Consider the following 26,267-nt stretch of genomic DNA (forward strand, 5'->3'; position numbering starts at 1 on the left):
GGTTCGGACTGGCCGGGTGGTGTCACCGCGGCCGGGCCCGCCTTCGTCAGGGCGCCGCCGGAGGAGATCGTCACCGCTGGTCCCCGCCCCGGGCCTGGTCGGCGCCTTCGTTCACATCGGCGTCACCGTCCCCGGCCTCGTCCTCATCCTCGATGCGGTACGGCTGGGGCTCACCGGCGTACTCGGCCCGGGCGGCGAGGCGCTGCACCTCGGCGTCGGCGTTGCGGGCCGCGGCGAGCAGGTCGTCGATGTGCTTGACCTGGTCCTGCACGTCGTCGAGGACGAAGGTGAGGGTCGGCGAGTGGCGCAGCCCGAGAGCCTTGCCGACGGTGCTGCGCAGCAGGCCCTTGGCGCTGTCCAGCGCGGCGGCGGTGCCTGCCTGCGCCGCTGCGTCACCGAGCACGGTGTAGAAGACCGTGGCGTCGCGCAGGTCGGCGGTGATCCGGGCGTCGGTGATGGTGATCATGCCGAGCCGAGGATCCTTGATCTGGCTCCGCACCACCGACGCGACCAGTTCACGCACCCGCTCCGCGTGCCGGCGTACCTTGGCCGGATCCGTCATCTGCGCCACCTCCACGGCGTCCCGCTGCCGGCCGGAGCCGGTGACGCCAGCGTCACCGGTGCCCGGACCGACCCCAACACCTCGAACCCTACCCGCGCCGCCCGCGCCCGCGCGCGGGGCGGCAGGTGACGGCACCCGCCACGCTTCAGTCGTCGTCGCCGTGCAGCCGACGGCGCACCGACAGCAGCTCGACCTCCGGCCGGCCGGCCACCAGGCGCTCGCAGGAGTCGAGCACCTCCCGCGCGTGCGCCGCCTCGGCGGCCACCACCGCCACGCCTATCTCCGCCCGCCCGTGCAGGTCGAGCGCGCCCACCTCGGCCGCCGACACCTCGAAACGCCGTAGCGCGGCGACGATCGGCCGTACGTAGGATCTCTTGGCCTTCAGCGACCGGGAGTCGCCCGGCAGCAGCAGGTCGAACACAGCAGTTGCGATGAACATCGTCTGCGGACACTACCCGCACCCCACCCCACATGATCAAGGGGTTTACGCCGGCCGGCGTAAACCCCTTGATCAGTGCGTCACCGCAGGATCAGGCGCGAACCTTCTCCTGCATCTCGAAGGTCTCGATCACGTCGCCGACCTGGACGTTGTTGTAACCACCCAGGGTCAGACCACACTCGAAGCCCTCGCGAACCTCCGTCGCGTCGTCCTTGAACCGCTTGAGCGAGCTGACGGTGAGGTTGTCCGCCACCACCGCGCCGTCGCGCAGCAGACGCGCCTTGGCGTTGCGCCGGATGATGCCCGACCGGACGATGCAACCGGAGATGTTGCCGATCTTGGACGAGCGGAACACGTCGCGGATCTCCGCGGTGCCGAGCTCGACCTCCTCGTACTCCGGCTTGAGCAGGCCCTTGAGCGCCGCCTCGATCTCCTCGATGGCCTGGTAGATGACGGTGTAATACCGGATCTCCACGCCCTCGCGGTCGGCCATCTCACGGACCTTGTTGGAGGCCCGCACGTTGAAGCCGATGATCGTGACCGGCTCGGACGAGGCACTCGCGAGCATGACGTTGCTCTCGGTGATCGCGCCGACGCCCCGGTCGAGGACCTTGAGCTGGACCTCCTCGGGGATGTCGAGGTTGAACAGCGCGTCCTCCAGGGCCTCCACCGAACCGGAGACGTCACCCTTGAGGATGAGGTTGAGCGACGTCTTCTCGCCCTCCTTGAGCTGCTCCATGAGCGTCTCAAGCGTGGCCCGACCACGGGAGTTGGCGAAGGCCGCCGCCCGCCGTCGCGCCTGGCGCTGCTCGGCGATCTGCCGCACCGTGCGGTCGTCCGCCGCGGCGAGGAAGGTGTCGCCCGCGCCCGGCACCGCGGTCAGACCGAGGACCATGACCGGACGTGCCGGACCGGCCTCGGCGAGCTGGTTGCCGTTTTCGTCGAGCATCGCCCGAACCCGGCCGTGCGCCCCGCCAGCGACGATCGAGTCGCCCGCCCGCAGGGTGCCCTTCTGCACCAGCACCGTCGCCACCGCACCGCGGCCCTTGTCCAGGTGCGCCTCGATGGCCACACCCTGCGCCGGCCCGTCGGTCGGAGCGGTCAGCTCCAACGACGCGTCGGCGGTCAGCAGCACCGCTTCGAGCAGCTCCTCGATGCCGATGCCGGGCTTCGCGGCCACGTTGACGAACATGGTCTCGCCGCCGTACTCCTCGGCGACCAGGCCGTACTCGGTCAGCTGCTGGCGGACCTTGTCCGGGTTCGCCTCGGGCTTGTCGACCTTGTTGACCGCCACCACGATGGGCACCTCAGCCGCCTTGGCGTGGTTCAGCGCCTCGATCGTCTGCGGCATCACCCCGTCGTCGGCCGCGACCACCAGGATCACGATGTCCGTCACCTGCGCACCACGGGCACGCATGGCGGTGAACGCCTCGTGACCCGGGGTGTCGATGAAGGTCACCGCGCGGTCCTCGCCCTCGTGCGGGACGTGGACCTGGTAGGCACCGATGTGCTGGGTGATGCCCCCGGCCTCGCCCGCGACGACGTTCGCCTTGCGGATCGCGTCGAGCAGCTTGGTCTTACCGTGGTCGACGTGACCCATGACGGTCACCACCGGCGCCCGGCTGACCAGGCGGTCCTTCGCCACCGCGGCGTCGAGGTCGATGTTGAACTGCGCGAGCAGCTCGCGATCCTCGTCCTCCGGGCTGACGATCTGCACGTTGAAACCAAGGTGCTCACCCAGCAGCAGCAGAGTGTCGTCGGAGCACGACTGGGTCGCCGTGACCATCTCGCCCAGGTTGAACATCTCCTGGACCAGCGAGCCGGGGTTGGCGTTGATCTTGTCGGCGAAGTCCGACAGCGAGGCGCCACGGGAGAGCCGGACCGTCTGCCCCTGACCCCGGGGAGCACCCGAGCTCATGGTCGGGGCCGACAGGTTGTCGAACTCCTGTCTGCGCTGCTTCTTGGACTTGCGGCCACGGGTCGGCTTGCCACCCGGACGCCCGAAGGCACCCGCCGCGCCGCCGCCACGACCACGGCCACCGCCACCCGGACGACCGCCGCCACCAGCCGGCGCGCCCGGACGGAAGCCGCCGCCACCGGCACCGCCGCCGGGACCGCCGCGGTAACCACCGCCGCCGCCACCACCGCCGGGACCGCCGCGGTAACCACCGCCGCCGCCACCACCGCCGGGACCGCCGCGGTAACCACCGCCGCCGCCACCACCGCCACCGCCACCGGGACGACCGGCACCGCCACCGGGACGACCGGCACCCGGGCCACCCGGGCGACCGGGACGCTGGCTCGGCATCGACGCCGGACTCGGCCGCGGCGGCATCGAGGCGGGGCTGGGCCGCGGCGGCATGGACGCCGGACTCGGCCGCGAACCACCGGCACCGCCGGCCGGCGGACGCTGCTGGCTGCCCTGGATACCGAAGGGATTGTTACCGGCGCCGCGCGCCGGCGGGCGACCCTGCCGGCCACCCGGACCCGGGTTGGGCCCACCGGGACGACCCGCGGCCGGGGAACCCGGGCAGGGCGGCATGGCCGCCGGGCCGGGCCGTGGGCCCGGACCTGGACCTGGACCTGGACCTGGACGGGAGCCACCGTCTGCCGGGGGCTCCCGGCGGACATTGTCCCGCTGCTGCTGGCGGGCGGCCTGAGCGGCCTTGACCGCGGCCTCCTGCTCAGCCTTCAGTGCGGCGGCGCGCGCCTCGGCGGCGGCCACCTCGATGTCGTGAGCACTCGCCGGCTTGGCGACCGGGGCCGCCGGTGACGGCGGACCGGGCACCGGGCCCTTCGGCTTCGGCCCGGGCGCCGCCGGACGCCGTGGCGGCGTCGGTTTGGCGGTGACCCGGGGCTCGCCGGGGGTCGGCGACGGGGTCGGTGACGCCGTCGGAGCCGGTGCGGCCGGCGGCGCAGCCGCCGGAGCACCAGGGCCGCCCGAGGCGACGAACGCGGTGCGCAGCCGCCGGGCGACGGGCGCCTCGACGGTGCTGGACGCGGACTTGACGAACTCGCCCATCTCTTTCAGCTTGGCGAGAACGGTCTTGCTTTCGACCCCGAGCTCCTTTGCAAGCTCGTGTACGCGGGCCTTACCTGCCACTGCACTCCTCACTCCGAGGTCGTGCGGGCAGCACCCGCAGCAACCTCACTCGTGCACTTGAAGCCTGGTCATTTCTGGGACTTCATCGTGTGCTCATGTCGGTCGTCCTACCTTGCTAGCGACCCTCGCCCGGTCGGGTGACCGGACGTGGTGGTTGACGCGTCAGGTACTCCGCGAGGGCCCCGTCATCCGGGACCCCGGCGACCCGCAGCGCACGCCCGAAGGCACGGCGCCGCACCGCCTGCGCGAAGCAAGCCGGATCCGGGTGCATGTTCGCTCCCCGACCCGGCAGACTGCGGGCCGGATCGGGTTGGAGGCTGAAGTCAGCCTCGTCACCGATCGCGACGATCCGCAGCAGTTCACCGGCCGGCGCGCGCCGTCGGCAACCCACACAGGTGCGCTCCGGCCGCGCGCGTCGTGCCACTGGTGGAAGTCTACCCCTAGCTGCCCGACACCGCTCCGCCCGGTTCCCGGACGGGATCGGCTGCGGCCCGCCCGGTCGGACCCGGCTGCTCGGCGTCGGAACGGATGTCGATCCGCCAACCGGTCAACCGGGCAGCAAGTCGGGCATTCTGCCCCTCCCGCCCGATCGCCAGCGAAAGCTGGAAGTCGGGAACGGTCACCCGGGCGGCCCGGTTGGCCAGGTCGACCACCTCCACCCGCAGCGCCTTGGCCGGGGAGAGGGCGTTGCCGACGAAGGTGGCCGGATCATCCGACCAGTCGATGATGTCGATCTTCTCACCGTGCAGTTCGCTCATCACCGCCCGGACCCGCTGACCCATCGGGCCGATGCAGGCACCCTTGGCGTTGACCCCCGGCGTGGTGGACCGCACGGCGATCTTCGTACGGTGACCGGCCTCACGCGCGATCGCACCGATCTCGACCGTGCCGTCCGCGATCTCCGGCACCTCCAGGGCGAAGAGCTTCTTCACCAGATTCGGGTGCGTCCGCGACAACGTGATCTGCGGTCCACGCATTCCCTTGGCCACGTGCACCATCACGCAGCGGATCCGCTCACCGTGGGTGTACCGCTCGCCGGGCACCTGCTCCGACTGCGGCAGCACGCCCTCCAGCTTGCCCAGATCGACGGTGACGATACCCTTTTCGGACCGCGCCTCGTGCGCCTGCACCACCCCGGTGACCAGGTCACCGTCGCGGCCGACGTACTCGCCGAAGTGCACCTCGTCGGTGGCCTCCCGCAGGCGCTGGAGGATCACCTGCTTGGCGGTCATGGCGGCGATCCGGCCGAAGTCGTGCGGAGTGTCGTCCCACTCCCGCACCACGGCGCTCTCCGGACTCAACTCCTGGGCGTAGACCAGGGCCGCGCCGGTCTTACGGTCGATCTCCACCCGGGCGTGCGGCTCGGCACCCTCGGTGTGCCGGTACGCGGTCAGCAGCGCGGTCTCGATCGCCGCGAGGATCGTGTCGAACGGGATCTCCCGCTCGCGCTCCAGTGCGCGCAGCGCCGCGAGGTCGATGTTCACCTCTCCTCGTCCTCCACATCGTCATCGTCGTCGACGTCTTCCGATTCGGCCAGTTCGTCGAGGCGGGTGAACTCGACCTGCACCCGGCCCGGGCCGAGGTCGGCATAGGACCACTCCGCGCGGTCGGCGTCGGTCTCCAGCACCACCCGCTCGTCGTCGGCGCCGGCCACCCGTCCGGTGACCTGGCGGTCACCCTCGGGCTGCCCGGACGCCGTCCCGGCGGCGCGCACGGTCACCCGGACCAACCGGCCGACGTTGCGTCGCCAGTGCCGGGGCAGCGTCAGCGGGCGGTCGACGCCCGGCGAGCTGACCTCGAGCTGGTACTCCCCGGCGACGATGTCACCCCCGCTCTCCTCGGCCGCGTCCAGCGCCGCCGAGACGGCCCGGGACACCTCGGCCACCGCGTCCAGGTTGATCCCGCCGTCGGCGTCGACGATCACGCGAACCACGTGCCGGCGGCCGGCCCGGGACACGGACAGATCCTCCAGGTCGTAGCCGACGGCGGCGACCACCGGTGCGATCACGGCGCGCAGCCGCTCGCGGCGGGCGGTGAGGTCACCCCGGAGGCCTGGCCCGCCCGCGGAGCCGGCCCACCGCGGGGTCGCCCCGTCGTTCTGGTGGCACGGCCACGCTGCGTCATCTCCGGACCTTTCCGCTGGTTGCCGGCGACCATGCCGGCACGCCACCGGTACGGACGCGCCGGTGGCTGCGCAGAGCGTAACGCGCCGCCGCGACGACGGCCCGAGCGGCGCACCGACGCCGCCGTCGTACCCGGGTCGCCGCGATGGTGTTGACTTGTCCGGTGGTGATGGGCAGAACGACTCGGCAGGACGGATCGTCCGAGCCTTCCCGACGCGCGGTGCTGCGGGTCGGTGCGCTGCTGGCGCTCGGTGCGGCCGCCGCGCCGCTGACCGGTTGTGGACTGCTCGACCGCGACGCACCGCCACCGGCACCGGATCCGCTCACCCCGCTGGTCGACGAGTCGTTGCGACTCGCGGCGGGGCTCCGGGCGGCCGCGGTCGCCCATCCCGACCTGTCCGCCCGGCTCCTCCCGCTCGCCGAGGCGCACGAGGCGCACGCCGTGGAACTCGCCCGGGTGGCCGGTGTCGCGACCATCGCGCCGGCCACCGCGTCCGCGACGGGCGCGCCGCCAGCCGACCGGCCGGCCACGCTGAGCGCACTTCGGCAGGCGGAACGCGACGGTCGGGACTCGGCCACCCGGGCCTGCCTGGCGGCGCCCGCCGAGCGCGCCGCGCTGCTCGGCTCGGTCGCCGCCGCGCGCGCCACCCACCTGGAGGCCCTCCGATGAGTGAGCTGAACACGCCGACGGCACCCGCCGAGGCGCTCGCCGGGGCGCTGACCGCCGAGTACGCCGCGATCTGGGCCTACGGTCCCATCGGGGTACGCCTGTCCGGAGCCGAACGCAAGGCCGCGGCCGAGGCGGAGGCCGCTCATCGAAGCCGACGGGACGCCCTGGTGGTGCACCTGAGCGCCGCCGGCGGCGGCGTCCCGCCGGACCGGCCCGGCTATGCCCTGCCCTTCCCGGTCACCGACCGGGCCAGCGCGCTGCGGCTCGCGGTGCAGGTGGAGGAGCGCACCGCCGCGTTCTGGCGGGCGGCGCTGCCGGCGAGCACCGGCGCCGACCGGGACCGGGCGCTGGCCGCCCTGGTGGAGTACGCGGTGCGGGCGACCCGGTGGCGGCGCAGTGCCGGGACGACCCCGATCACCGTGCCGTTCCCGGGTCGCCCCGGCTGACCGCCGAGGGCGTGGGGTAGGCCGGGTCACGCCGGCACCGGTTGCGATCGGCATACCAGGTATGCATACTCCGGTTCCATGTCCATCCGTCACGGCCTGCTCGCCCTGCTCGAACGGGGGCAGATGTACGGCTACCAGCTACGGGCCGCCTTCGAGGAGTCGACCGGCTCTACCTGGCCGCTGAACATCGGGCAGGTCTACACGACGCTGTCCCGGCTCGAACGGGACGGACTGGTGCGGTCGCTGCCGGAGAGTGAGGCCGGGCAGCGACCGTACGAGATCACCGAGGCCGGGCGGACCGACCTGGCCCTGTGGTTCGCGACCCCGATCAGCCGCAACGAGCGCCCCCGCGACGAGCTGGCGATCAAGCTGGCGCTGGCGTTGACCACGCCCGGGGTCGACGTCCGCACGGTGGTGCAGACCCAGCGGACCGCGACCATGCGTGCGTTGCAGGAGTTGACCCGGCTGAAGTACTCCAGTGACCGCCCGGAGGACCTACCGTGGCGGCTGGTGCTGGACGCCATGGTGTTCCAGGCCGAGGCCGAGGTGCGCTGGCTCGACCACTGCGAGACCAGCCTGGTGCGGCACCGCCCCCCGGTCACCGGCCCAGCGCACCTCTCCGAGGCGGTGGGCCGTAACGGTGAGGAGGCACGACGGTGAGCGCCACCGGCGGGCGGGGGCCGGCCGCCCCGGACCACGGCGCCGCCTCCGGCACCGCCGGTACGCCCGGCGGCACATCCGCGGCGACCGCGGGAGCCGTGCTCGACCTGCGTGACGTCCATCGCACCCACGGCAGCGGCCCGGCGGCGGTGCAGGCCCTGCGCGGGGTGAGCCTGGTGGTGCGTCCCGGCGAACTGGTCGCCGTGATGGGGCCCTCCGGTTCCGGCAAGTCGACCCTGCTCACCCTGGCCGGCGGGCTGGACAGCCCGACCGCCGGCGAGGTGCACGTCGAAGGGCAGCCGCTGCACGCCCTGGATCGCCGCGGACTGGCACGCCTGCGCCGCCGGCGGATCGGCTACATCTTCCAGAACCTCAACCTCATCGGCAGTCTCAGCGCGGTGGAGAACGTCGCGCTTCCCCTCGAACTGGACGGTTCGGGGCTCCGCCAGGCCCGCCGGCTGGCATCGGAGGCGCTGGCCGAGGTGGGCCTGACCGAACTGGGCGACCGGTTCCCGGACCAACTCTCCGGCGGCCAGCAGCAGCGCGTCGCCATCGCCCGGGCGCTGGTCGGGCAGCGACGCCTCGTCCTGGCCGACGAGCCGACCGGGGCACTGGACTCGCAGTCCGGCGAGGCCGTGCTGCGGTTGCTCCGCCGCCGCGTCGACGCCGGAGCCGCCGGGGTGCTGGTCACCCACGAGGCCCGGCACGCCGCCTGGGCGGACCGGGTGGTCTTCCTGCGCGACGGCGTGACGGTCGACTCGACCGCCCCGTTCGCCGGCGTCGAGGCCCTGCTCAGCGGCAGTGGCCGGTGAACGGCGAACCGCACCGACGACTCCACGGGGTGCGGCTGGCCGAGACCGTCGGATCGTGGCGGGCCGCGCTGCGCATCGCCCGCCGCGAGGCGAGGCGGGCGCGGGGACGTACCGCGCTGGTGCTGGCCATGATCATCCTGCCGGTGCTGGCGCTCAGCTTCGTGGCGGCCAGCGTGGACATGGCCCGGCTGACCCCGAGCGAGCAGATGGAACGCCGGCTCGGCAGCGCCGACGCGGAGCTGCGGGTGGTGGGCCGTGGCCCGGTGCAGCAGGACGCCACCGGCGCCGGTTGGGCATCCGGTGGGGACGGCGGGATCTTCCCGGGGCTGGTCACCGTGGATCAGGTCACCGCGCTGCTGCCCACCGGCAGCCGGATCCTTCCGGTACGCCGCGGGGTGCCGTTCAGCGTCTGGCACTCCGACCGGATCCGCGACGACATCACCGCCACCGTGGTCGACCTGACCGACCCGCTCGGCCGCGGGTTCGGCCGGGTCCACCGGGGCCGGGCACCGGCCGGCGCCGACGAGATCGCGGTCAACCTGGCCGCCCGGCGCAGCCTCGACGTCGACGTCGGCGACCGGATCAGCTCCGGGGACGGCGGGCGCACCTGGACGGTCGTCGGCGTGGTCGAACTTCCCGAGCAGCTGGCCGCCATGGCCATCCTGCACCCCACCGGGGCACCCCCGCCGGAGGCGAACGCCGAGGGGGTGTTCCTGGCCGACCTGCCCGGCCCGGTGACCGACGAACTGTTCCGGCACCTCAACGACAACGGCGTCGTCGTCGGCGCCCGGGGGCCCGTGCCGGCCACCCTGCACGGCGACTCCGCCGGTTCGGTCGTCGCGGGGATGGGCGTGGAGCAGGTCAGCACCGGCGTGCTGGTCGGCGGGCTCGGCCTGCTCGAAGTGGTGCTGCTGGTCGGGCCGGCGTTCGCCGTCGGGGTGCGGCGGCGACGGCGGGAACTCGCGCTGGTGGCCGTGGCCGGTGGTGACGCCGCCCAACTGCGCCGGGTGGTGCTCGCCGACGGTGTGGTGCTGGGCTGCGTCGGCGCCGCGACCGGTGTCGCGCTGGGCGTGGCCGCGGCGTTCGCCGGCCGGCCGCTGGTCGAGCAGTTCATCTTCCAGCACCGCTTCGGCGGATACCGCGCCTGGCCGCCGGCGCTCGTCGTGATCGCGCTGGTCGCGGTGCTGGCCGGGGTGCTGGCCGCGCTGGCACCCGCCTGGACGGCCGCCCGGCAGGACGTGGTGGCCGGACTCGCCGGTCGGCGCGGCCCGCCCGTGCACCGGCGGCGGTGGCTCACCATCGGCGTGCTGCTGGCCGCCGGCGGCACCGTCGTGGCCGCGATCGGCGCCGCCGTGACCTCCCAGGCGGTCATCCTCGCCGGGCTGGTCCTGGGTGAACTCGGGTTGGTCTTCGCCACCCCGACACTTGTGGGGTTGCTGGCCCGGCTCGGCCGGTTCCTCCCGCTGGCGCCGCGGATCGCGGTGCGCGACGCCAGCCGCAACCGTTCCTCGGCCGCGCCGGCCATCTCCGCCGTGATGGCCGCGGTCGCCGGCAGCGTCGCCCTCGGCCTCTTCCTGGCCAGCGACGAGGCTCGCGCCGACCAGCGGTATCGACCGGTGCTGCCGGACCACACCGTCCTGGTCACCACCAACGGCGATCCCGCGCTGAACGCCCCGCCCAGCCTCGCCGAGATCACCGGGCCGGCCCGGGAACTCCTCGGTGCCGGCACGATCGTCCCGCTGGTGGCGCCGGGCTGCCAGCCGGACTTCGACGCCTGCCTGGTCACCGCCACGCTGCCGGCCAGCCGGGCCTGCCCCTGGCAGCCGTACGAGCGACTCGGTGCGGCGGATCAACTCCGGGCCCGCGCCGACCGGCGCTGCCAGGGCGCCGCCGGCGACCTCTACGGCTCGTACCAGCGGGTGGTGGTGGACGACGGGACGGTGCTGCCGCTCCTCACCGGGGTCGAGCCGGCCGACGTCGCGGCCGCCACCGCCACGCTGCGCTCCGGTGGGGCGGTGGTGACCGACGCCCGCTACCTGACCGGCGGCCGGCTGGATCTGCGGGTCGAGCACGACGACGAGGCCCGGCCGGCGGACACCGCCACGGTGCCCGGGCACGCGCTGGAGACCGCGTTGGGCGGGCACTGGCTGCTACTCTCCCCCGACGCCGCCGACCGGCTCGGCCTCGTCACCCGGCAGACCGGCTGGGCGATGGAGACCGACGAGCCGCCGGAACGGGAGCGTCAGGATGCGTTCGTCGCCGCGCTGCGTCCGCTCGGCTCCGTGGGCGTCGGGGTCGAGCACAGCCGGGACTTCCAGGACAGCCGGCCGCTGCTGCTGTTGCTGGCGGGGGTCTCCGCGGCGGTCACCGTGGGCGCCGCGGGCATCGCCACCGGCCTGGCCGCCGCCGAGGGCGGGCAGACCTGTCCACCCTCGCCGCGGTCGGCGCCGGTCCGGGCGTACGCCGGCTGCTCTCGCTCTGCCAGGCCGGCGTGATCGCGGTGCTCGGCTCGGCGCTGGGCATCGTCGCCGGCCTCGCCGCCGCGGTGCTCGTGCTGATCTTCACCAACCAGCGGTACGCCGACAGGTGGCCGATCGAGCCGCCGTACCCGCTGGTGATGCCCTGGCTCACCCTCGGCGTGCTGGTCGCGGTGCCGCTGGTGGCAATGGCCGGCGCGGCGGTGTTCACCCGCTCGCGGCTACCGGTGGAACGCCGCCTGGACTGACCGTGGGTCGACCGGCACGAGGTGCCGCACTCGGGACCGGTCGGCCCTGGCACGGCGGGGCCGGCGAGGGCAGACTGTCCGGGTGTCCGTTCTGGGAAGCATCACCCGCCGGGTCGGTCGGCACCGCTGGTTCGGCACCGCCGTCCGCCTGCTGGTCCCCGCCGACCGGGCCCTCGGGCGGCTGACCCGCGGCCGGGTCGTGGCGCTCGGGCTCGTCCCGTCCCTGCTGATCACCACGACCGGCCGCAGGTCGGGCCAGCCACGGTGCAATCCGCTGCTCTACGTGCCGGACGGTGACGCGTACGTGGTGGTCGGATCCAACTGGGGTCAGACCCACCAGCCGGCGTGGGCGCTCAACCTGCTCGCCGAGCCGAGCGCCGAGGTGGACGTCAGGGGCCGCCGGATTCCGGTACGCGCCGAGGTGGTGACCGGGGCCGAGCGCGACCGGCTGTGGCGGTTGCTGGTCACCGAGTGGCCGGCCTACGAGGCGTACGTCGAGCGGGCCGGTGGCCGGGAGATCCGGATCTTCCGGCTGGTGCCGGAGGTCGGTGGCGGCCCGGCCAACCCCGGCGGGCCGCACGGGCGCGGCGGGCCGGGCGAGCGGCGCCACCCACTCTAGGGTGGGAGTGACCGGGCGGTCGCTCCCGGCTACGGGTGCGGACGGCGGCGCGATCGCGGGGTGGTCGGCGTGGACGATCTCCAGGAACACCGGGACGATCCCCGGTGGGACGTGGCCGAGCGGGTCGCCACGGCCGCCCGTCGGCGGTTCCCGGCCGACGTGCTCGCCGTCGCGGTGCACGGCCCACTGGCGCACGGCGACGACGACGGTGGTGGCGACGGCGAGGTCGGGCTGCTGGTGGTCACCTACCGGCCCGGCACGGGACCGCCCGCCGCGACTCGCCGGGTGGACGGCATCCTGGTCGACCTGACCGTCGCCGCCGCGGAGGAGCGCCTGCGCCAGGCCCGACAGTTGACCTCGCGGTGGCCGCTGACCGCCGACCGCCACGTGACCACCCGGGCCCTGCACGACCCGACCGGCTGGCTGCGCACCCTGCGCGACGAGCACCTCGGCCGGCTGGCCCGGGCCCGCCCGGCCGAGTTCAGCACGGCCGCCCGCAAGGCGTGGTATCGGGGCAGCGCCGCACACGCCCGCGCCGCCCGGCTGGCCGAATGGTACGAGACGGACCAGGCCCTGCTGATGCTCGGTGAGGCCCGGCTCGCCGCGGCCACGGTCAGCGGCCTGCTCAGCCGCACCTATTTCCGGGATCCGGGCGATGCCGTCCGGCGGACCGGGCTGGCCGGCGCGGACATGACCGAGGTGGGCGCCGTGCTGGCCCGCCAGTCGGCGGAACTGACCGCCCGGGGCCGGCCGGTCGACGGGACCGTCGACGACCTGCTCGACGGCTAGCCGAGCCCGCCCTGCACACCGATCAGCGTGCCGATCAGGTAGGTCGCCACCGCAGCGGCGGCGCCGAGCAGCAGCTGACGCAGCCCACCGGACCACCACCGGCGGTTGGTGAACCGGGAGACGACCGCGCCGGCCACGAAGAGCCCCAGGCCACCCACCGCCAGGGCCAGCGCCAGGCTGGTCGCGCCGAACAGGTACGGCAGCAGCGGCACCAGCGCCCCGACCGAGAAGCAGAGGAACGACGAGAGCGCCGCGGTCCACGGGTCGGGCTGCTCGTCCGGGTTGACGCCCAGTTCCTCCTGCACGTGCACCCGCAACGCCTGCTCCGGGTCCTTCCGCACCGCGTCGGCGACCTGGACGGCGAGCTGCTCCGGCAGGCCCCGAGCCATCCACATCTCGGCCAGCTCCCGGGCTTCGACCTCAGGATGTCTTTCCAGCTCCTGCCGCTCCTTCGCCACCTCGGCGGCGAGCTGCTCGTTGGCCGACCGGACGCTGGTGTACTCCCCGAGCGCCATCGAGATCGCCCCGGCTACCAGGCCGGCGGTGCCGGTGAGCACGATGTTGTGCGGCGAGACCCCGCCGCCGCCGACCCCGGCGATCAGGGCGATGTTGGTGACCAGGCCGTCCATCGCGCCGAAGACGGCCGGCCGCAGCCAGCCGCCGGACACGTCCGCGTGGTGGTGCTCCCGAAGCGCCGCAGGGGTGTCGGTCACGGCAGGGTGAGGATCTCGTGGCCGTCCTCGGTGACCAGCACGGTGTGCTCGAACTGGGCGGTCCACCTGCGGTCCTTGGTGACCACCGTCCAGCCGTCCTCCCAGAGGTCGTACTGGTAGGTGCCGAGAGTGATCATCGGCTCGACGGTGAAGGTCATCCCCGGCTCCATCACGTCGGTGGGGCGCGGGCTGTCGTAGTGCGGCACGTAGAGCCCGCTGTGGAAGGCCTCGCCGATGCCGTGGCCGGTGAAGTCGCGCACCACGCCGTAGCCGAAGCGCTTCGCGTACGACTCGATGACCCGGCCGATCACGTTGATCTGCCGACCCGGAGCGACCGCGCGGATGCCCCGCATCATCGCCTCGTGGGTCCGCTCCACCAGCACCCGGGCCTCCTCGCCGACCTCACCGACGCAGAACGTCGCGTCGGTGTCGCCGTGCACCCCGCCGAGGTACGCGGTGACGTCGACGTTGATGATGTCGCCGTCGGCCAGCACGGTCGAGTCGGGGATGCCGTGGCAGATCACCTCGTTGAGGCTGGTGCAGCAGGACTTCGGGAAGCCCTTGTAGCCCAGCGTCGACGGGTAGGCGCCGTTGTCGATCAGGAACTCGTGCACCACCCGGTCGATCTCGTCGGTGGTCACGCCGGGCTTGCAGTGCTCACCCGCCAGCTGGACCGCCTGGGCGGCGACCCGCCCCGCGACCCGCATCTTCTCGATCGTCTCCGGGGTCTGCACGTGTGACCCACGCCAGGGGCGGGGGGCCTTCTTGCCGACATATTCCGGGCGCGGGATGCTGGCAGGAACCGGCCGCCACGGGGAGAGCGTGCCTGGGGTCAGCGGAGCACGGACGGTCATGGGACAAGCCTATCGCCGCCGCCCGACAACCCCACCACCGTCCGCTCCGGGAGGTTGTTGCCCCACCAGGAGCACTGTGTCAAGGTGTCTGCGTGGATCAAGGGGGAGTACCTCCCGTCTTCTCGGCCGACGCGGAGACCGACGGCGATCACCTGAGCGTGGTGGTCACCGGTGAGGTCGACATGGCGACCGCCGACAGCATGCTCCAGACCGTGCTGCGCCAGCCGGCCGCGCGGGTGACGCTCGACCTGCGTGCGGTGACCTTCTTCGACTCGGCGGCCATCCACGCGGTGGTCCGGCTCGCTGGCCATTACCCGGACGCCCTGACGGTGCTGCCGTCCCGGCAGGTCAGCCGGGTGCTGGGCATCGCGGGGCTGGGCGAGCAACCCTGGCTGCACCCCGCCTGACCGCTCTAGGGGCGCAACTCTCGACGCAGGGTGACCTGCGTCCCGTCCGGCGTACGGTCGACCGACAACTCCCCGAGTGCCCGGATCAGCGACAGCCCGCGACCCCGGAATCCCGACCCGGTCGACTCCCGCCAACGCCCGCTGTCCCGCACGGCCGCCACCACCGTGCGGCCCTCCACCCGCACCTCGACGTCGATCACCGGCTCCGCCGGGTCCACCGGGTGCTCGATGGCGTTCGCCACCGCCTCGGAAACCGCCACGGTGAGGTCGAAGAGGTCCGTCTCGCCCACCCCGTGCGCGACGAGGAAGTTCTCGAGCCGCTTACGCAGCACGCTCAGCCGGGTGGGGTCGGCGGGCAGCCGCAGCGCGAACCGGTTGAGTTCGGTCGCCTCCAGCGCCAGCACCGCCACGTCGTCCCGCCGGGCCCGGTCGACGACCCGCCTGACCACCGCGTCGACCAGATCGGCGACGTGTTCCGCGGGTCGACCGGCGTCGGCGCGCAGCTGGGCCAGGGACGCGTCGATGCCGATCCGCCGGTCCTCGATCAGACCGTCGGTGTAGAGCAGCAGCCGGTCACCCGCCCGCAGTTCACCGGAGACCGTCTCGTACTGCGTACCGGGGATGGCGCCGACCGGCGGCCCGAGCGCGCGGTCGTGCAGGAACGCCACCTCGTCACCGCGGATCAGCAGGGGGGACGGGTGCCCCGCGCCGGCGTACCGCAGCCGTCCCGTGCGCGGGCTGAACCACAGGCAGAAGACCGTCGCGAAGGAACGCGACTCGGTGGAGCCCACCAGCCGGTTGAGCCGGGTCAGCGACTCGCCCGGATCGAAACCCTCCAGCACGTACGCGCGCAACGCGTTGCGCAGCTGGCCCATGGCTGCCGCCGCCGGCACCCCCTTGCCGACCACGTCGCCGATGATCAGGACGAGTTCGTCGTCGTCCCGGGCGACCACGTCGTACCAGTCGCCGCCCACCTCGACGCCCGCGCTGCCGGGCAGGTAACGGCTGGCCACCACGGCGCCGCGCAGCTGGGGCAGGGTGCGGGGCAGCAGGCTGTGCTGCAGGGTGGTCGCGATGCGATGTTCGGTCTCGTAGAGCTGCGCGTTCTCCAGCCGCACGCCGACCAGCCGGGCGAGCTGGGTCAACGCGGCCTCCTCGGTGCCGGCACCCTCGGCGACCGGATGCCACACCCGCAGCTCGCCGAGCCGCTGGTCGGCCACGCCGGTCAGCGGCAGGACGAAGGACGGCTCGACCGAGGTGGCGCCCCGGCGTCGGCCTCGAAGCGCACCCCGCCGGCGGAGACCACCACCCGGACGGCCTCGGCGAGACTGAGTGCGTGCCGGGCCGCCACCTGGAGCACGTCCGCCGTGGAGCGGGCGGTGTTGACCGCCACCGCTGCGTCGGCGAGGGCGCGCAACCGACGGATGATCTGGTTGCGCAACTGGCCGAGTTCCAGGTTGGCGCGGACCCGGGCGATCAACTCCTGCCCGGAGAACGGTTTGGTGAGGTAGTCGTCGGCGCCGACGGACAGCCCGGCCACCTCCTCGGCCGATCCGGCGCGGGCGGAGAGCAGCACGATCGGCACGTACCGGGTGCGCGGGTCCCCACGCAGCGCGGCGACCAGGCCGAAGCCGTCCAACCGGGACATCATCACGTCGGTCAGCACCAGGTCGAAGGCGGTCGCGGTGGCCAGCCGGAGGGCGTCGGCCCCGTCGGTGGCCGTGCTCACCTCCCAGGTCGGCATGAGCAGCCGGGCGACGTGTTCGCGCAGGTCGGCGTTGTCGTCGACGACCAGGATGCGGCCCGCCGGGACGGACCCCGAGGGGCCGGGTGACCGCGCGGCAGAGCCCTCCGGCCCGGCTGCGGCAGGTGCCGGCGCACCCGGGCCGGTCGATGTGCGGACGGTCGGGACGGTCGGTGCGGGGCCGACGGTCCAGCGCGCGGTCTCGGCGACGAAGAGGGCGGCCTGTCCCGGCTCGCGCTCCGTGCCGTCACCGGCGGCGTCGGCCACCCGGTCGGGCGGCAGGTGCCCCGAGCCGAACGGCACGGTCACCACGAAGGTGCTGCCGACGTCGACCTGGCTGGTGACCGAGACCCGTCCGCCGTGCATCTCGACCAGTTCCCGGACCAGGGCCAGCCCGATCCCGGTGCCCTCGTGGCTGCGCGAGCGCACCCCCGGCACCCGGTGGAACCGCTCGAAGACGTGCGGCAACTCCGCCGGGACGATGCCCACGCCGGTGTCGGTCACCTCCAGTCGGGCGGCGCCGTCGACCGCCTGCACCCGGACGCCGATCTCCCCGTCGAGGGTGAACTTCAGGGCGTTCGAGATCAGATTGAGGACGATCTTCTCCCACATGTCCTGGTCGACCAGGACCGGCTCCGGCAACGGCGGGCAGTCCACCGTCAGTCGCAGCCCGGCGCGTTCGGTGGCCGAGCGGAACGTGCTGGCCAACCGGGAGGTGTAGCCGGCCAGTTCGGTCGGCTCGTAGTGGGCGGCCAACCGCCCCGACTCCAGTCGGGAGAAATCGAGCACCGTGTTGACCAGCTTCAGCAGCCGCATCGCGTTGCGGTGCATCATGGTGAGCGGCTGCGTGTAGCCGGCCGGCAGCGCCGGATCGGCGAGCAGGTCCTCCAACGGGCCGAGCACCAGGGTGAGCGGGGTGCGGAACTCGTGACTCACGTTGGCGAAGAAGTTGGTCTTCGCCAGATCCAGGGCGGCCAGCGCCGCCGCCCGGCCGCGTTCCTGTTCGTACGCCCGCTGCTTACCCACCGCGCGGGAGATCTGCGCGGCGACCAACTCGCAGAAGGTGCGGTATTCGTCGGTGAACGGCAGCCGGCGGGCCACCCCCAGCACCAGCACCCCGGCCGGCTCGTTGGTCGCACTGATCGGCAGCACCAGCGCCTCCCCGGCGGCGTCTGCCGGTACGTGCCCGAACAGATCGGCCGTGGCCACGACATCCTCGGTGCCGCTCGCCGCCACCTCGGCCAGCCGCTCGGGCAGCTCGACGGCGGCGATCCCGGCGCCGCTGACCCCGGCCACCCGCAGGTGCCCGTCACCGTCACGCAGGTAGAGCAGGCCGAACGGCACGTCCGCCCGGTGCCGGTCGAGCACTGCCGCGGCGGCCCGGCCGAGCGACCCGACATCCCCCGGGTCAGCCAGTTCCGAACCGAGTTCGGCCAGGGCCCGCAGCCGGCGCTCGCCGAGCACCCGCCCGGTGGTCTCGTTGCAGATGCACAGCACCCCGTTGATGGAACCGTCCGCGTCCCGCACGGGGTCGTACGAGACGTCGAAGTAGACGTCCTCGACGAAGCCGTGCCGGTCCAGCAGGAAGTGGTGATCCCGCGCCTGGTACGCCTCGCCACCGCGCAACACGCCGCGCAGCAGCGGCTCGAGCACGTCCCAGGTCTCCGCCCAGTGCTCCCGGGCAGGCCGTCCCAGCGCCGCGGGATGCTTGTCGCCGATGGTCGGCCGGTAGGCGTCGTTGTAGAAGGCACGCAGCTCGTCGCCCCAGAACACGACGATCTGGGCCTTCGAGGCGAGCATCGTGCTGATGGCGTTGCCCAGGGTGGCCGGCCATCGGTGCGGGGTGCCGAGTGGGCTGGCCGTCCAGTCGTGCTCGCGCAGCAGGGCACCCATCTCACCGCCACCGGCGAAGGCCGCCGCGAGCAGCGGCGGAATCCGCCCGTCCGCCGCGGCTGGATGGCTACGATCCGCGCCCCCCTGGGCCGAGTTCATGCAGCCTCCCCGGCCGTGTCCGCACCGCTTCCGATCATCAGATGCCCTGCTCCGCCTTCTACCCAGACGGATCAGCTACGTAACGCACACGGCCGGCCGGACGCTGGTCAACGTCGCCCGGCCGGCCGTCCCGGACCACCCGACCCAGGCCGGCGCCACCCGGTGTTGCCGAGATCACAACGGCGTGACGTACGCGCCGGTGATCCCGCCGTCGACCACGAACTGCGCGGCCGTCATGAAGGAGGCGTCGTCGCTGGCCAGGAAGGCCACCGCGGCGGCGATCTCGGTCGGCTCGCCGAAGCGTCCCATCGGCACGTGCACCAGCCGGCGGGCGGCCCGCTCCGGATCGGCCGCGAACAACTCCCGCAGCAACGGGGTGGCCACCGGCCCGGGGCACAGGGCGTTGACCCGGATGCCCTCCCGGGCGAACTGGACGCCCAACTCCCGGGTCAACGCCAGCACCCCGCCCTTGCTCGCGGTGTACGCGATCTGCGACGTCGCCGCGCCCATCAGCGCCACGAACGAGGCGGTGTTGATGATCGACCCCCGGCCCTGCCGGCGCATGTGCCCGATGACGTGCTTGCAGCACAGGTAGACGCTTGTCGTGTTGACCCGCAGCACCCGCTCCCAGGCGTCCAGGCCGGTGTCGAGGATGGAGTCGTCGTCCGGCGGCGAGATGCCGGCGTTGTTGAACGCGACGTCCACCCGCCCGTACCGCTCGACCACCCCGTCGAACAGCTCCCGTACCGCCGTCTCGTCGGCCACGTCGGCGGCGACGAAGATCCCGCCCACCTCGGCGGCGGCCCGCTCGCCCCCCTCGGCGTCCAGGTCGACACAGACCACCCGGGCTCCCTCGGCGGCGAACCGCCGCACGGTGGCCAGACCGATGCCACTGGCCGCCCCGGTCACCACCGCGACCCGATCCTGCAACCGTGCCTGCATGCTCACTCCTCCGTGCTGATGAACACGTTCTTGACGTCGGTGAACGCATGCAGGGCGTCCGGCCCCAACTCGCGGCCGAGACCGGAGCGTTTCATGCCGCCGAACGGGGTCCAGTAGCGCACCGAGGAGTGCGAGTTGACGCTCAGGTTGCCGGACTCCACCGCCCGGGCCACCCGCAGCGCCCGGCCCACGTCGCGGGTCCAGATCGAGCCGGACAGGCCGTACTCGGTGTCGTTGGCCAGCCGGACCGCCTCGGCCTCGTCGCCGAACGGGAGCACCGAGACGACCGGGCCGAAGATCTCCTCACGCCAGTGCCGGTCGGCGGGCGAGTCGGCGAGCAGCACGGTGGGGGCGTACCAGTAGCCGGGACCGTCCGGGCGGGTGCCGGTGAACGCGACCCGCGCCCCGTCGGCGTACCCGGCGACCCGGTCCCGGTGCGCGGCCGAGATCAGTGGTCCCATCTCGGTGCTCTCGTCGGCCGGGTCACCCACCCGGAAGGCGCGCACCGCCGGTTCGAGCAGTTCCAGGAAGCGGTCGTACACCCCGCGCTGGACCAGGAGCCGGGACCGGGCGCAGCAGTCCTGGCCGGCGTTGTCGAAGACCGCGTACGGCGCGGTGGCCGCCGCCCGCTCCAGGTCGGCGTCGGCGAAGACCAGGTTCGCCGACTTGCCGCCCAGTTCCAGGGTCAGCCGCTTCACTCCGGCGGCGCAGCCGGCCATGATCCGGGTGCCGACCTCGGTGGAGCCGGTGAAGCAGATCTTGCGTACCGCGGGGTGGCTGACGAACCGCTCGCCCACCACGTCGCCCCGGCCGGGCAGCACCGTGAACACGCCCTCCGGCAGCCCCGCCTCCAGCGCCAGTTCGGCCAGCCGCAGGGCGGTCAGCGGGGTCAGCTCGGCGGGCTTGAGGACCACCGTGTTGCCGGCGGCGAGCGCGGGGGCGAAGCCCCAGGCGGCGATCGGCATCGGGAAGTTCCACGGCACGATCACCCCGACCACGCCGAGCGGCTCGTGGAAGGTGACGTCCAGCCCGCCCGGCACCGGGATCTGCCGCCCGGTGAGCCGTTCCGGCGCCCCCGCGTAGTAGTCGAGCACGTCCCGCACGTTGCCCGCCTCCCAGCGGGCGTTGCCGATGGTGTGTCCGGCGTTGCGCACCTCCAGCCGGGCCAACTCCTCCAGGTGCTCGTCCACCACTGCGGCGAACCGCCGCAACACCCGCGCCCGATCCCCCGCACCGACCTCCCGCCACGTCTCGTACGCCGCCACCGCCCGCGAGATCGCCGAGTCCACCTCCCCCACCGAGCTCTCCGCAACCTCCCGCAACACCACCCCCCAAGCCGGATCCCAAACCTCACCCACCCTCCCCATCTCCCTCTCCCCCTCCCTCCCCATCTCCCTCTCCCCATCTCTCTCTTCGTCGATCATGGAGTTGTGGCGCCGCGCAAATGCCACGTACCCCTGCGTTTCAGGCACCACAACTCCATGATCGGCGAGGTGGGGGTGGGGTGGCGAGGTGGGGGTGGGGGTGGGGTGGGGTGGGGGTGGGGTTAGAGGCGTTCGAAGCCACGGGTTAGTTCCCAGTCGGTGACGGCGGCGTCGAAGGCGGCCAGTTCGACGCGGGCCATGTTGGCGTAGTGGGCGGTCACGTCAGCGCCGAAGGCGTCTCGGGCGACCGTCGAGCCCTCCCAGAGGGTGAGGGCGTCGCGGAGGGTGCCGGGGACCCGTTCGGCCGCCGCGTCGTCGTAGGCGTTGCCGGTGCACTCCCCGGCCAGCTCCAACTCGTTCTCGATGCCGTGCACCGCCCCGGCCACCAGGGCGGCGATCGCCAGGTACGGGTTGACGTCCGCGCCCGGCACCCGGTTCTCCACCCGCATCCCCTGGCCGTGCCCGACCACCCGCAGCGCGCAGGTGCGGTTGTCGGTGCCCCAGCGCAGCGCCGTCGGGGCGAAGGAGCCCGGCTGGTAACGCTTGTACGAGTTGATGTTCGGCGCGAAGAGTAGGCTCAGCTCCCGCATCGTGGCAAGCAGCCCGGCGAGCACCCGCTGCCCGGTCACGCTCAGGTGTGCCGGGCCGTCACCCAGCATCGCCGAGCCACCGGAGGCGTCCCGCAGCGAGAAGTGGATGTGGCAGGAGTTGCCCTCCCGCGCGTTCGGCTTGGCCATGAAGGTGATCGACATGCCCTCCTGGGCGGCGATCTCCTTCGCCCCGTTCTTGTAGATGACGTGGTGGTCGGCGCAGGCCACCGCCTCGTCGTACCGGAAGGCGATCTCGTGTTGGCCGAGGTTGCACTCCCCCTTGGCGCTCTCCGGAGTGAGCCCCGCACCGGCCATCTCGGTGCGGATGCGGCGCAGCAGCGGCTCGACCCGGGCGGTGCCGAGCAGCGAGTAGTCCACGTTGTACTGGTTGGCGGGAGTGAGGTCACGGTAGCCGCGCTGCCACGCCTGCTCGTACGAGTCGCGGAACAGGACGAACTCCAGCTCGGTCCCGGCGTACGCGGTCAACCCGTGCGCGGACAGCCGGTCCAACTGGCGGCGCAGGATCTGCCGGGGCGAGGCGGTCACCGGCCCGGCGCCGTCCAGCCACTCCAGGTCGGCCAGGAGCAGGGCGGTGCCGGGCTGCCACGGCACCCGGCGCAGGGTGCCGAAATCCGGCTTCATGGCGAGGTCGCCGTACCCGCGTTCCCAGCTCGACATGGCGTACCCGCCGACGGTGTTCATGTCGACGTCCACGGCGAGCAGGTAGTCGCACCCCTCGCTGCCGTGCGCGACGACCTGATCGAGGAAGAAGGGGGCGTGGAACCGCTTGCCCTGCAACCGGCCCTGCATGTCGACCAGGGCCAACGCCACCGTGTCGATCTCCCCCTCGGCGACGGCGACCCGCAGCTGTTCCAGCGTGAGCGGTGGTCTTTTCATCCGCGAGCCTCCATCACCAAGGTCTACCGGCCGCAGCCGATCACCGTCAATGGGCCGCACCGCTCGTACCCGGCGACACCGGCCGGGCAAACCGGCCGGAGCGCCTCGCCTGCCGCGGTCGGCGGGGCACGGCCGTCGGGTCGGTCAGGTGAGCACCAGGCCGGCCACCCAGAGCGCGCCGATCACCATTCCGGACAGGAATTCGACAAGCATCGACAGCCCGGCCGCCGCGACCGCCTGCTTCGTCGCCGGCCAGGCCAGGCGGGTGTCCCCCAGTCGCAGCCGCTCCATCGCGAAGATGCCGCCGATGAAGCCGATCACCAGCCCGACCACCGGGATGACGAAGAACCCGACCAGGCCCAGCACGGCCCCGGCCAGCAGCGAGGAGGTGGGCACGCCGGCCCGTTTGAGATTGCGGCCGGGCCAGGCGTACTTGACCACCGTGCCGCCCACGGCGACGCCGGTGGCCGCGGCGAGCACCAGCCACCGGCCGAGGCCGGCGCCGCCGAACAGCGTCCACACCAGCACTCCACCCCAGCACAGGGGCAGCGCCGGCAGCCCCGGCAAGACCACCCCGGCGAGCCCGGCGAGGATGGCCAGCGCGGCGACCACCGACACCACGGTTGTGCTGTCCGACAGGCTCACGTCGACTCCCGATCCGATAGTCCCGCCGAGATCCGGACGGCCCGCGTCGGGACGCCCCGGCTCGGCGCACCCCGCATCATGACACCCTGATCATGAGGTCCCGTCGCCACGCAGCCGGGCGACGACGGCCGCCACCGGCCCCGGCGGGCCGAACAGCCGGCCCTGCGCGGTGTCGCAGCGCAACGCCCGCAGCCGCTCTGCCTGCGCCTCGGTCTCCACCGCCTCGGCGGTCACCCAGAGTTCCAGCGCGTGGGCCAACCGCACCAGGGCGTCGACGATCCGCTCGTCACGATGGTCGGCGTCGTCCGGCTCGTTGCCCCGGATGCCCTCGACGAACGGCCCGGCCAGCTTCAGGCAGGTGATCGGCAGCCGGCGCAGGTACGCCAGGCTGGAATACCCGGTGCCGAAGTCGTCGACGGCCAGCCGTACGCCCAGCGCGGCGAGCCGGTGCAGCGTACGCAGCGGCTCGTCCGCGGAGCCCATCACGGCACTCTCGGTCAGCTCCAGTTGCAGCAGTTCCGCCGGGAGGCCGGTGCTGGCCAGCGCGTCGGCCACCGTGTCGACGATCACCGGTGCGTCGGCCTGGCGGGCGGCCAGGTTGACGCTCACCACCAGCCGGGCGGCGGGGAACTCGGCGTGCCAGCGCTCGGCGTCCCGGCAGGCCTGCCGCAGCACCCACTCGCCAAGGCGGACGATCAGGCCCGTCTCCTCGGCGAGCCCGATGAACCGGTCCGGGCCGATCAGCCCCTGCTCCGGATGCTGCCAGCGGACCAGCGCCTCGACGGCCACCATCCGGCCGTCGAGGAGGGACACGATCGGCTGGTAGTGCAGCACGAACTCGCCCCGGTCCAGGGCCACCGGCAGCCCGGCCACCAGAGCCGAGCGGGCGATGTCCCGGGCGCTGCGCTCCGGGTCGTAGACCGCCCACCGACCCCGGCCCTCCGCCTTGGCCCAGTACAGCGTGGCGTCGGCGGCCTTCATCAGCTCCGACGCGCTGGTGCCGGTCAGCTCCGAGTCGACGATCCCGACACTCGCCGAGACCGCGAGGTGTTGGTCGCCGACGCACACCGGCGCCGAGACGGCGGCCAGGGCCGCCTCGGCCACGGCGATCACGTCGTCCACCGCGGCGACCCCGTCGACCAGGATGACGAACTCGTCACCACCCATCCGGGCGACCAGGTAGCCCTGCTCGGCCACGCAGTCGGCCAGCCGCCGGGCGATCATCACGAGCAGCCGGTCGCCGAGGTCGTGCCCGAGCCGGTCGTTGATCGCCTTGAATCCGTCGAGGTCGAGGAAGCAGACGCCGACCCGGCCCGGCGAGGGCGGTTCGTCCACCAGCCGGGCCAGCGTGTCGAAGAACTGCGTGCGGTTCGGCAGGCCGGTGAGCGGGTCGTGCAGCGCCTGGAAACGCAGCCGCTGCTGGAGTTCGTACCGTTCGGTGATGTCCTCGACCACGGCGACGGTGAACCGGGGGCGGCCATCGTCGTAGCGGATCAGGGAGACCGCGAGGTCCGTCCAGACGGCGCTGCCGTCCTTGCGGTAGTAGCGCTTCTCGACCCGGGCCGCCTCGTGCTTGCCCTCGATCAGCTCCTGGTACAGCTCCCACATCCCGGCCGCGTCGTCCGGATGGAACAGCGCCGCGACGTTGATCCGCCGCAGTTCCTCGACCGAGTAGCCGAGCATGTCGGCGAAGGACTGGTTGACGTCGATGATCGTCCCGTCGACCGCGGCGATGCCGATGCCGATCGCCGCGCCCGCGAAGACCGCGCGGAACCGGGCCTCGCTGTCCCGCAGCGCCCGCTCGACGCCGTCCCGGGCCTGCCATGCCGAGCGGGCGATTCCTCCTGCTGGGCGAAGGTCCGGTCGCGCAGCGCCTGGGCGAAGCCGGCCGCCAGGCCCCTGCATCGCCGCGATCCGCCCGGCGAGCCCGGACGGGACGGCGTCGGTGCCCAACACCTGCTCGGGAAACCGGTCGGCCAGGGCCCGCACCGACCACTCGATCACCCCTGGCTCGGTCAGGTGCGCCTCGACCAGGGCCTGCCCCACCTGCTGAGCCGGCGCCGTCGCCGGCTCGGCCGAGAGCAGCGCCTGTGCCAGCCGGACGGTGTGCCCGAGCAGCAGCCGCTCGGTTTCCGCCCCGCTGAGCGGCACGAAACCGAGCCGGTGTACGGCACGGGCCCAGTCGGCGGCGTACCGCTGGGCACCGGCCGGGTCGACGGCGTAACCACCGGTGGCGCCGACGGCGACCATCGGATCAGCCGGCGGGCCGGTCGTTCCGGGCGACGCCACCGAAGGCGCCGAACCGCGGTGCGCCGGCCGCCGCCTCGGCCGGAGCGTCGGGGCGCCACAGTTCCATGTGCACCACGCCCGGTTCCAGGATGGTCCAGTCGCCGAAGAACCCGGTGATCTCGGCCCGCGAGCGGAGCGTGATCTCGGTGGCGGTACGCGCCGACAGGCGTTGCGCGTCCAACATCTCCTGCGGCTGGTCCTCGAAGGTGGAGTGTGAGACGACCAGGTGGCTGCGGGGCGCGGCAGCGGCCCGCAGGATGGCCAGGATGTCGCCGGGGCCGTCGGCGTCCGGGACGAAGTGCACCACACCGGCGAGCAGGATGCCCAGCGGCCGGTCGAAATCGAGCAGCTTCGCGCCCCGGGCCTCGGCCAGGATCCGCTGCGGGTCACGCAGGTCGCCGTGCACGACGCCGGTCAGGTCGTCGCCGGCGAGCAACTCGCGGCTGTGCGCCACCGCCACCGGGTCGATGTCGACGTACACCACCCGGGCCTTCGGGTTCGCGGCCCGGGCGACCTCGTGCACGTTGCCGACGGTGGGGATGCCGGAGCCGATGTCCAGGAACTGGTCGATGCCGGCGTCGAGCAGCGTCCGCACGGCCCGGCGCAGGAACTCCCGCCCGGCCCGCATGGTCGCCGGCAGGTTCGGCGTCATGGCCGCGATCTGCTCGGCCAGCTGCCGGTCGATCTCGAAGTTGTGGGCCCCGCCCAGGAAATAGTCGTACACCCGGGCCGCGCTGGGCCGGGAAAGATCGATCTCGTCGGGAAGTCCGTCCGGCTTCTGCACTGGTGCACCCCAAGTCGTCGCCGCGGATCATGTGATGC

21 protein-coding genes and 3 pseudogenes are annotated in these 26,267 nt (G+C 73.2%); 9 read left to right on the plus strand and 15 right to left on the minus strand.

Going from position 1 to position 26,267, the window contains the following annotated elements:
• Positions 1 to 70 precede the first annotated feature (70 nt).
• The 6 genes and pseudogenes from rbfA to rimP form a co-directional block, all read right to left on the minus strand.
• A complete protein-coding gene (rbfA, locus tag KIF24_RS22000; protein ID WP_221085636.1) occupies positions 71 to 562 on the minus strand; it encodes a 30S ribosome-binding factor RbfA in 492 nt (163 codons plus the stop codon).
• 145 nt (positions 563 to 707) lie between these two features.
• Entirely contained in the window at positions 708 to 1,001 is a 294-nt protein-coding gene (locus KIF24_RS22005; RefSeq protein WP_221085637.1) for a DUF503 domain-containing protein, read from the minus strand.
• A 91-nt stretch (positions 1,002 to 1,092) separates the two neighbouring features.
• Positions 1,093 to 4,104 (minus strand): translation initiation factor IF-2, encoded by a 3,012-nt coding sequence (gene infB / locus KIF24_RS22010; RefSeq protein WP_221085638.1) that lies wholly within the window; start codon positions 4,102 to 4,104, stop codon positions 1,093 to 1,095.
• Positions 4,105 to 4,219: 115 nt separating this feature from the next.
• The gene (locus KIF24_RS22015) at positions 4,220 to 4,528 is read right to left on the minus strand and encodes a YlxR family protein (protein WP_221085639.1); all 309 of its coding nucleotides are present in this window, start codon (positions 4,526 to 4,528) and stop codon (positions 4,220 to 4,222) included.
• Positions 4,529 to 4,544: 16 nt separating this feature from the next.
• Entirely contained in the window at positions 4,545 to 5,588 is a 1,044-nt protein-coding gene (gene nusA, locus KIF24_RS22020; protein WP_221085640.1) for a transcription termination factor NusA, read from the minus strand.
• Positions 5,585 to 6,228: pseudogene (gene rimP, locus KIF24_RS22025) on the minus strand (ribosome maturation factor RimP). The gene nusA and the pseudogene rimP overlap by 4 nt, the downstream one beginning before the upstream one ends.
• Before the next feature lie 219 nt (positions 6,229 to 6,447).
• Between rimP and KIF24_RS22030 the strand changes: the two are divergent.
• From KIF24_RS22030 to KIF24_RS22060, 8 genes are all read left to right on the plus strand, one after another.
• Positions 6,448 to 6,897: a hypothetical protein gene (locus KIF24_RS22030; RefSeq protein ID WP_221087495.1), complete on the plus strand. Its 450-nt coding sequence runs from the start codon at positions 6,448 to 6,450 to the stop codon at positions 6,895 to 6,897.
• Positions 6,894 to 7,343, plus strand: coding sequence for a ferritin-like domain-containing protein (locus KIF24_RS22035; protein WP_221085641.1), 450 nt, complete (start codon positions 6,894 to 6,896; stop codon positions 7,341 to 7,343). The genes KIF24_RS22030 and KIF24_RS22035 overlap by 4 nt, the downstream gene beginning before the upstream one ends.
• Before the next feature lie 78 nt (positions 7,344 to 7,421).
• The gene (locus tag KIF24_RS22040) at positions 7,422 to 8,003 is read left to right on the plus strand and encodes a PadR family transcriptional regulator (RefSeq protein ID WP_221085642.1); all 582 of its coding nucleotides are present in this window, start codon (positions 7,422 to 7,424) and stop codon (positions 8,001 to 8,003) included.
• Between the two features lie 98 nt (positions 8,004 to 8,101).
• Complete coding sequence (locus tag KIF24_RS22045; protein WP_221087496.1) at positions 8,102 to 8,815, plus strand: ABC transporter ATP-binding protein; 714 nt, start codon at positions 8,102 to 8,104, stop codon at positions 8,813 to 8,815.
• Complete coding sequence (locus tag KIF24_RS22050) at positions 8,812 to 11,310, plus strand: FtsX-like permease family protein (protein WP_230415837.1); 2,499 nt, start codon at positions 8,812 to 8,814, stop codon at positions 11,308 to 11,310. Before KIF24_RS22045 ends, KIF24_RS22050 begins: the two co-directional genes overlap by 4 nt.
• Complete coding sequence (locus KIF24_RS33325; protein WP_331461391.1) at positions 11,283 to 11,540, plus strand: hypothetical protein; 258 nt, start codon at positions 11,283 to 11,285, stop codon at positions 11,538 to 11,540. Before KIF24_RS22050 ends, KIF24_RS33325 begins: the two co-directional genes overlap by 28 nt.
• Before the next feature lie 82 nt (positions 11,541 to 11,622).
• Positions 11,623 to 12,159, plus strand: a complete 537-nt coding sequence (locus KIF24_RS22055) for a nitroreductase family deazaflavin-dependent oxidoreductase (RefSeq protein ID WP_221085643.1) — start codon at positions 11,623 to 11,625, stop codon at positions 12,157 to 12,159.
• A 69-nt stretch (positions 12,160 to 12,228) separates the two neighbouring features.
• Positions 12,229 to 12,948 carry a nucleotidyltransferase domain-containing protein gene (locus tag KIF24_RS22060; RefSeq protein ID WP_221085644.1) on the plus strand — a complete coding sequence of 240 codons (720 nt, stop codon included), beginning with the start codon at positions 12,229 to 12,231 and terminating at the stop codon, positions 12,946 to 12,948.
• On the opposite strand, the gene KIF24_RS22065 is transcribed toward KIF24_RS22060, so the two are convergent.
• On the minus strand, positions 12,945 to 13,661 hold the full coding sequence (locus KIF24_RS22065) for a VIT1/CCC1 transporter family protein (protein ID WP_221085645.1): 717 nt from the start codon (positions 13,659 to 13,661) through the stop codon (positions 12,945 to 12,947). The genes KIF24_RS22060 and KIF24_RS22065 overlap by 4 nt on opposite strands.
• The gene (map, locus tag KIF24_RS22070) at positions 13,658 to 14,515 is read right to left on the minus strand and encodes a type I methionyl aminopeptidase (protein ID WP_221085646.1); all 858 of its coding nucleotides are present in this window, start codon (positions 14,513 to 14,515) and stop codon (positions 13,658 to 13,660) included. The genes KIF24_RS22065 and map overlap by 4 nt, the downstream gene beginning before the upstream one ends.
• 92 nt (positions 14,516 to 14,607) lie before the next feature.
• Here map and KIF24_RS22075 point away from each other — a divergent pair, with 92 nt between their 5' ends.
• On the plus strand, positions 14,608 to 14,922 hold the full coding sequence (locus KIF24_RS22075; protein WP_221085647.1) for an STAS domain-containing protein: 315 nt from the start codon (positions 14,608 to 14,610) through the stop codon (positions 14,920 to 14,922).
• A 5-nt stretch (positions 14,923 to 14,927) separates the two neighbouring features.
• Here KIF24_RS22075 and KIF24_RS22080 read toward each other — a convergent pair.
• From KIF24_RS22080 to KIF24_RS22110, 7 genes and pseudogenes are all read right to left on the minus strand, one after another.
• A pseudogene (locus tag KIF24_RS22080) lies at positions 14,928 to 18,658 on the minus strand (SpoIIE family protein phosphatase).
• A 174-nt stretch (positions 18,659 to 18,832) separates the two neighbouring features.
• The gene (locus tag KIF24_RS22085; protein WP_221085648.1) at positions 18,833 to 19,600 is read right to left on the minus strand and encodes a 3-oxoacyl-ACP reductase; all 768 of its coding nucleotides are present in this window, start codon (positions 19,598 to 19,600) and stop codon (positions 18,833 to 18,835) included.
• Between the two features lie 2 nt (positions 19,601 to 19,602).
• Positions 19,603 to 20,967 carry an aldehyde dehydrogenase family protein gene (locus KIF24_RS22090; RefSeq protein WP_221085649.1) on the minus strand — a complete coding sequence of 455 codons (1,365 nt, stop codon included), beginning with the start codon at positions 20,965 to 20,967 and terminating at the stop codon, positions 19,603 to 19,605.
• 179 nt (positions 20,968 to 21,146) lie between these two features.
• Complete coding sequence (locus KIF24_RS22095; protein ID WP_221085650.1) at positions 21,147 to 22,511, minus strand: glutamine synthetase family protein; 1,365 nt, start codon at positions 22,509 to 22,511, stop codon at positions 21,147 to 21,149.
• Between the two features lie 144 nt (positions 22,512 to 22,655).
• Positions 22,656 to 23,156 (minus strand): DUF456 domain-containing protein, encoded by a 501-nt coding sequence (locus tag KIF24_RS22100; protein ID WP_221085651.1) that lies wholly within the window; start codon positions 23,154 to 23,156, stop codon positions 22,656 to 22,658.
• Between the two features lie 90 nt (positions 23,157 to 23,246).
• Positions 23,247 to 25,406: pseudogene (locus KIF24_RS22105) on the minus strand (putative bifunctional diguanylate cyclase/phosphodiesterase).
• A gap of 4 nt (positions 25,407 to 25,410) precedes the next feature.
• The gene (locus tag KIF24_RS22110; protein WP_221085652.1) at positions 25,411 to 26,229 is read right to left on the minus strand and encodes an SAM-dependent methyltransferase; all 819 of its coding nucleotides are present in this window, start codon (positions 26,227 to 26,229) and stop codon (positions 25,411 to 25,413) included.
• Between the last annotated feature and the right edge of the window lie 38 nt (positions 26,230 to 26,267).

The sequence above is a fragment of the Micromonospora tarapacensis genome (assembly GCF_019697375.1).
Classification (GTDB): Bacteria; Actinomycetota; Actinomycetes; order Mycobacteriales; family Micromonosporaceae; genus Micromonospora; species Micromonospora tarapacensis.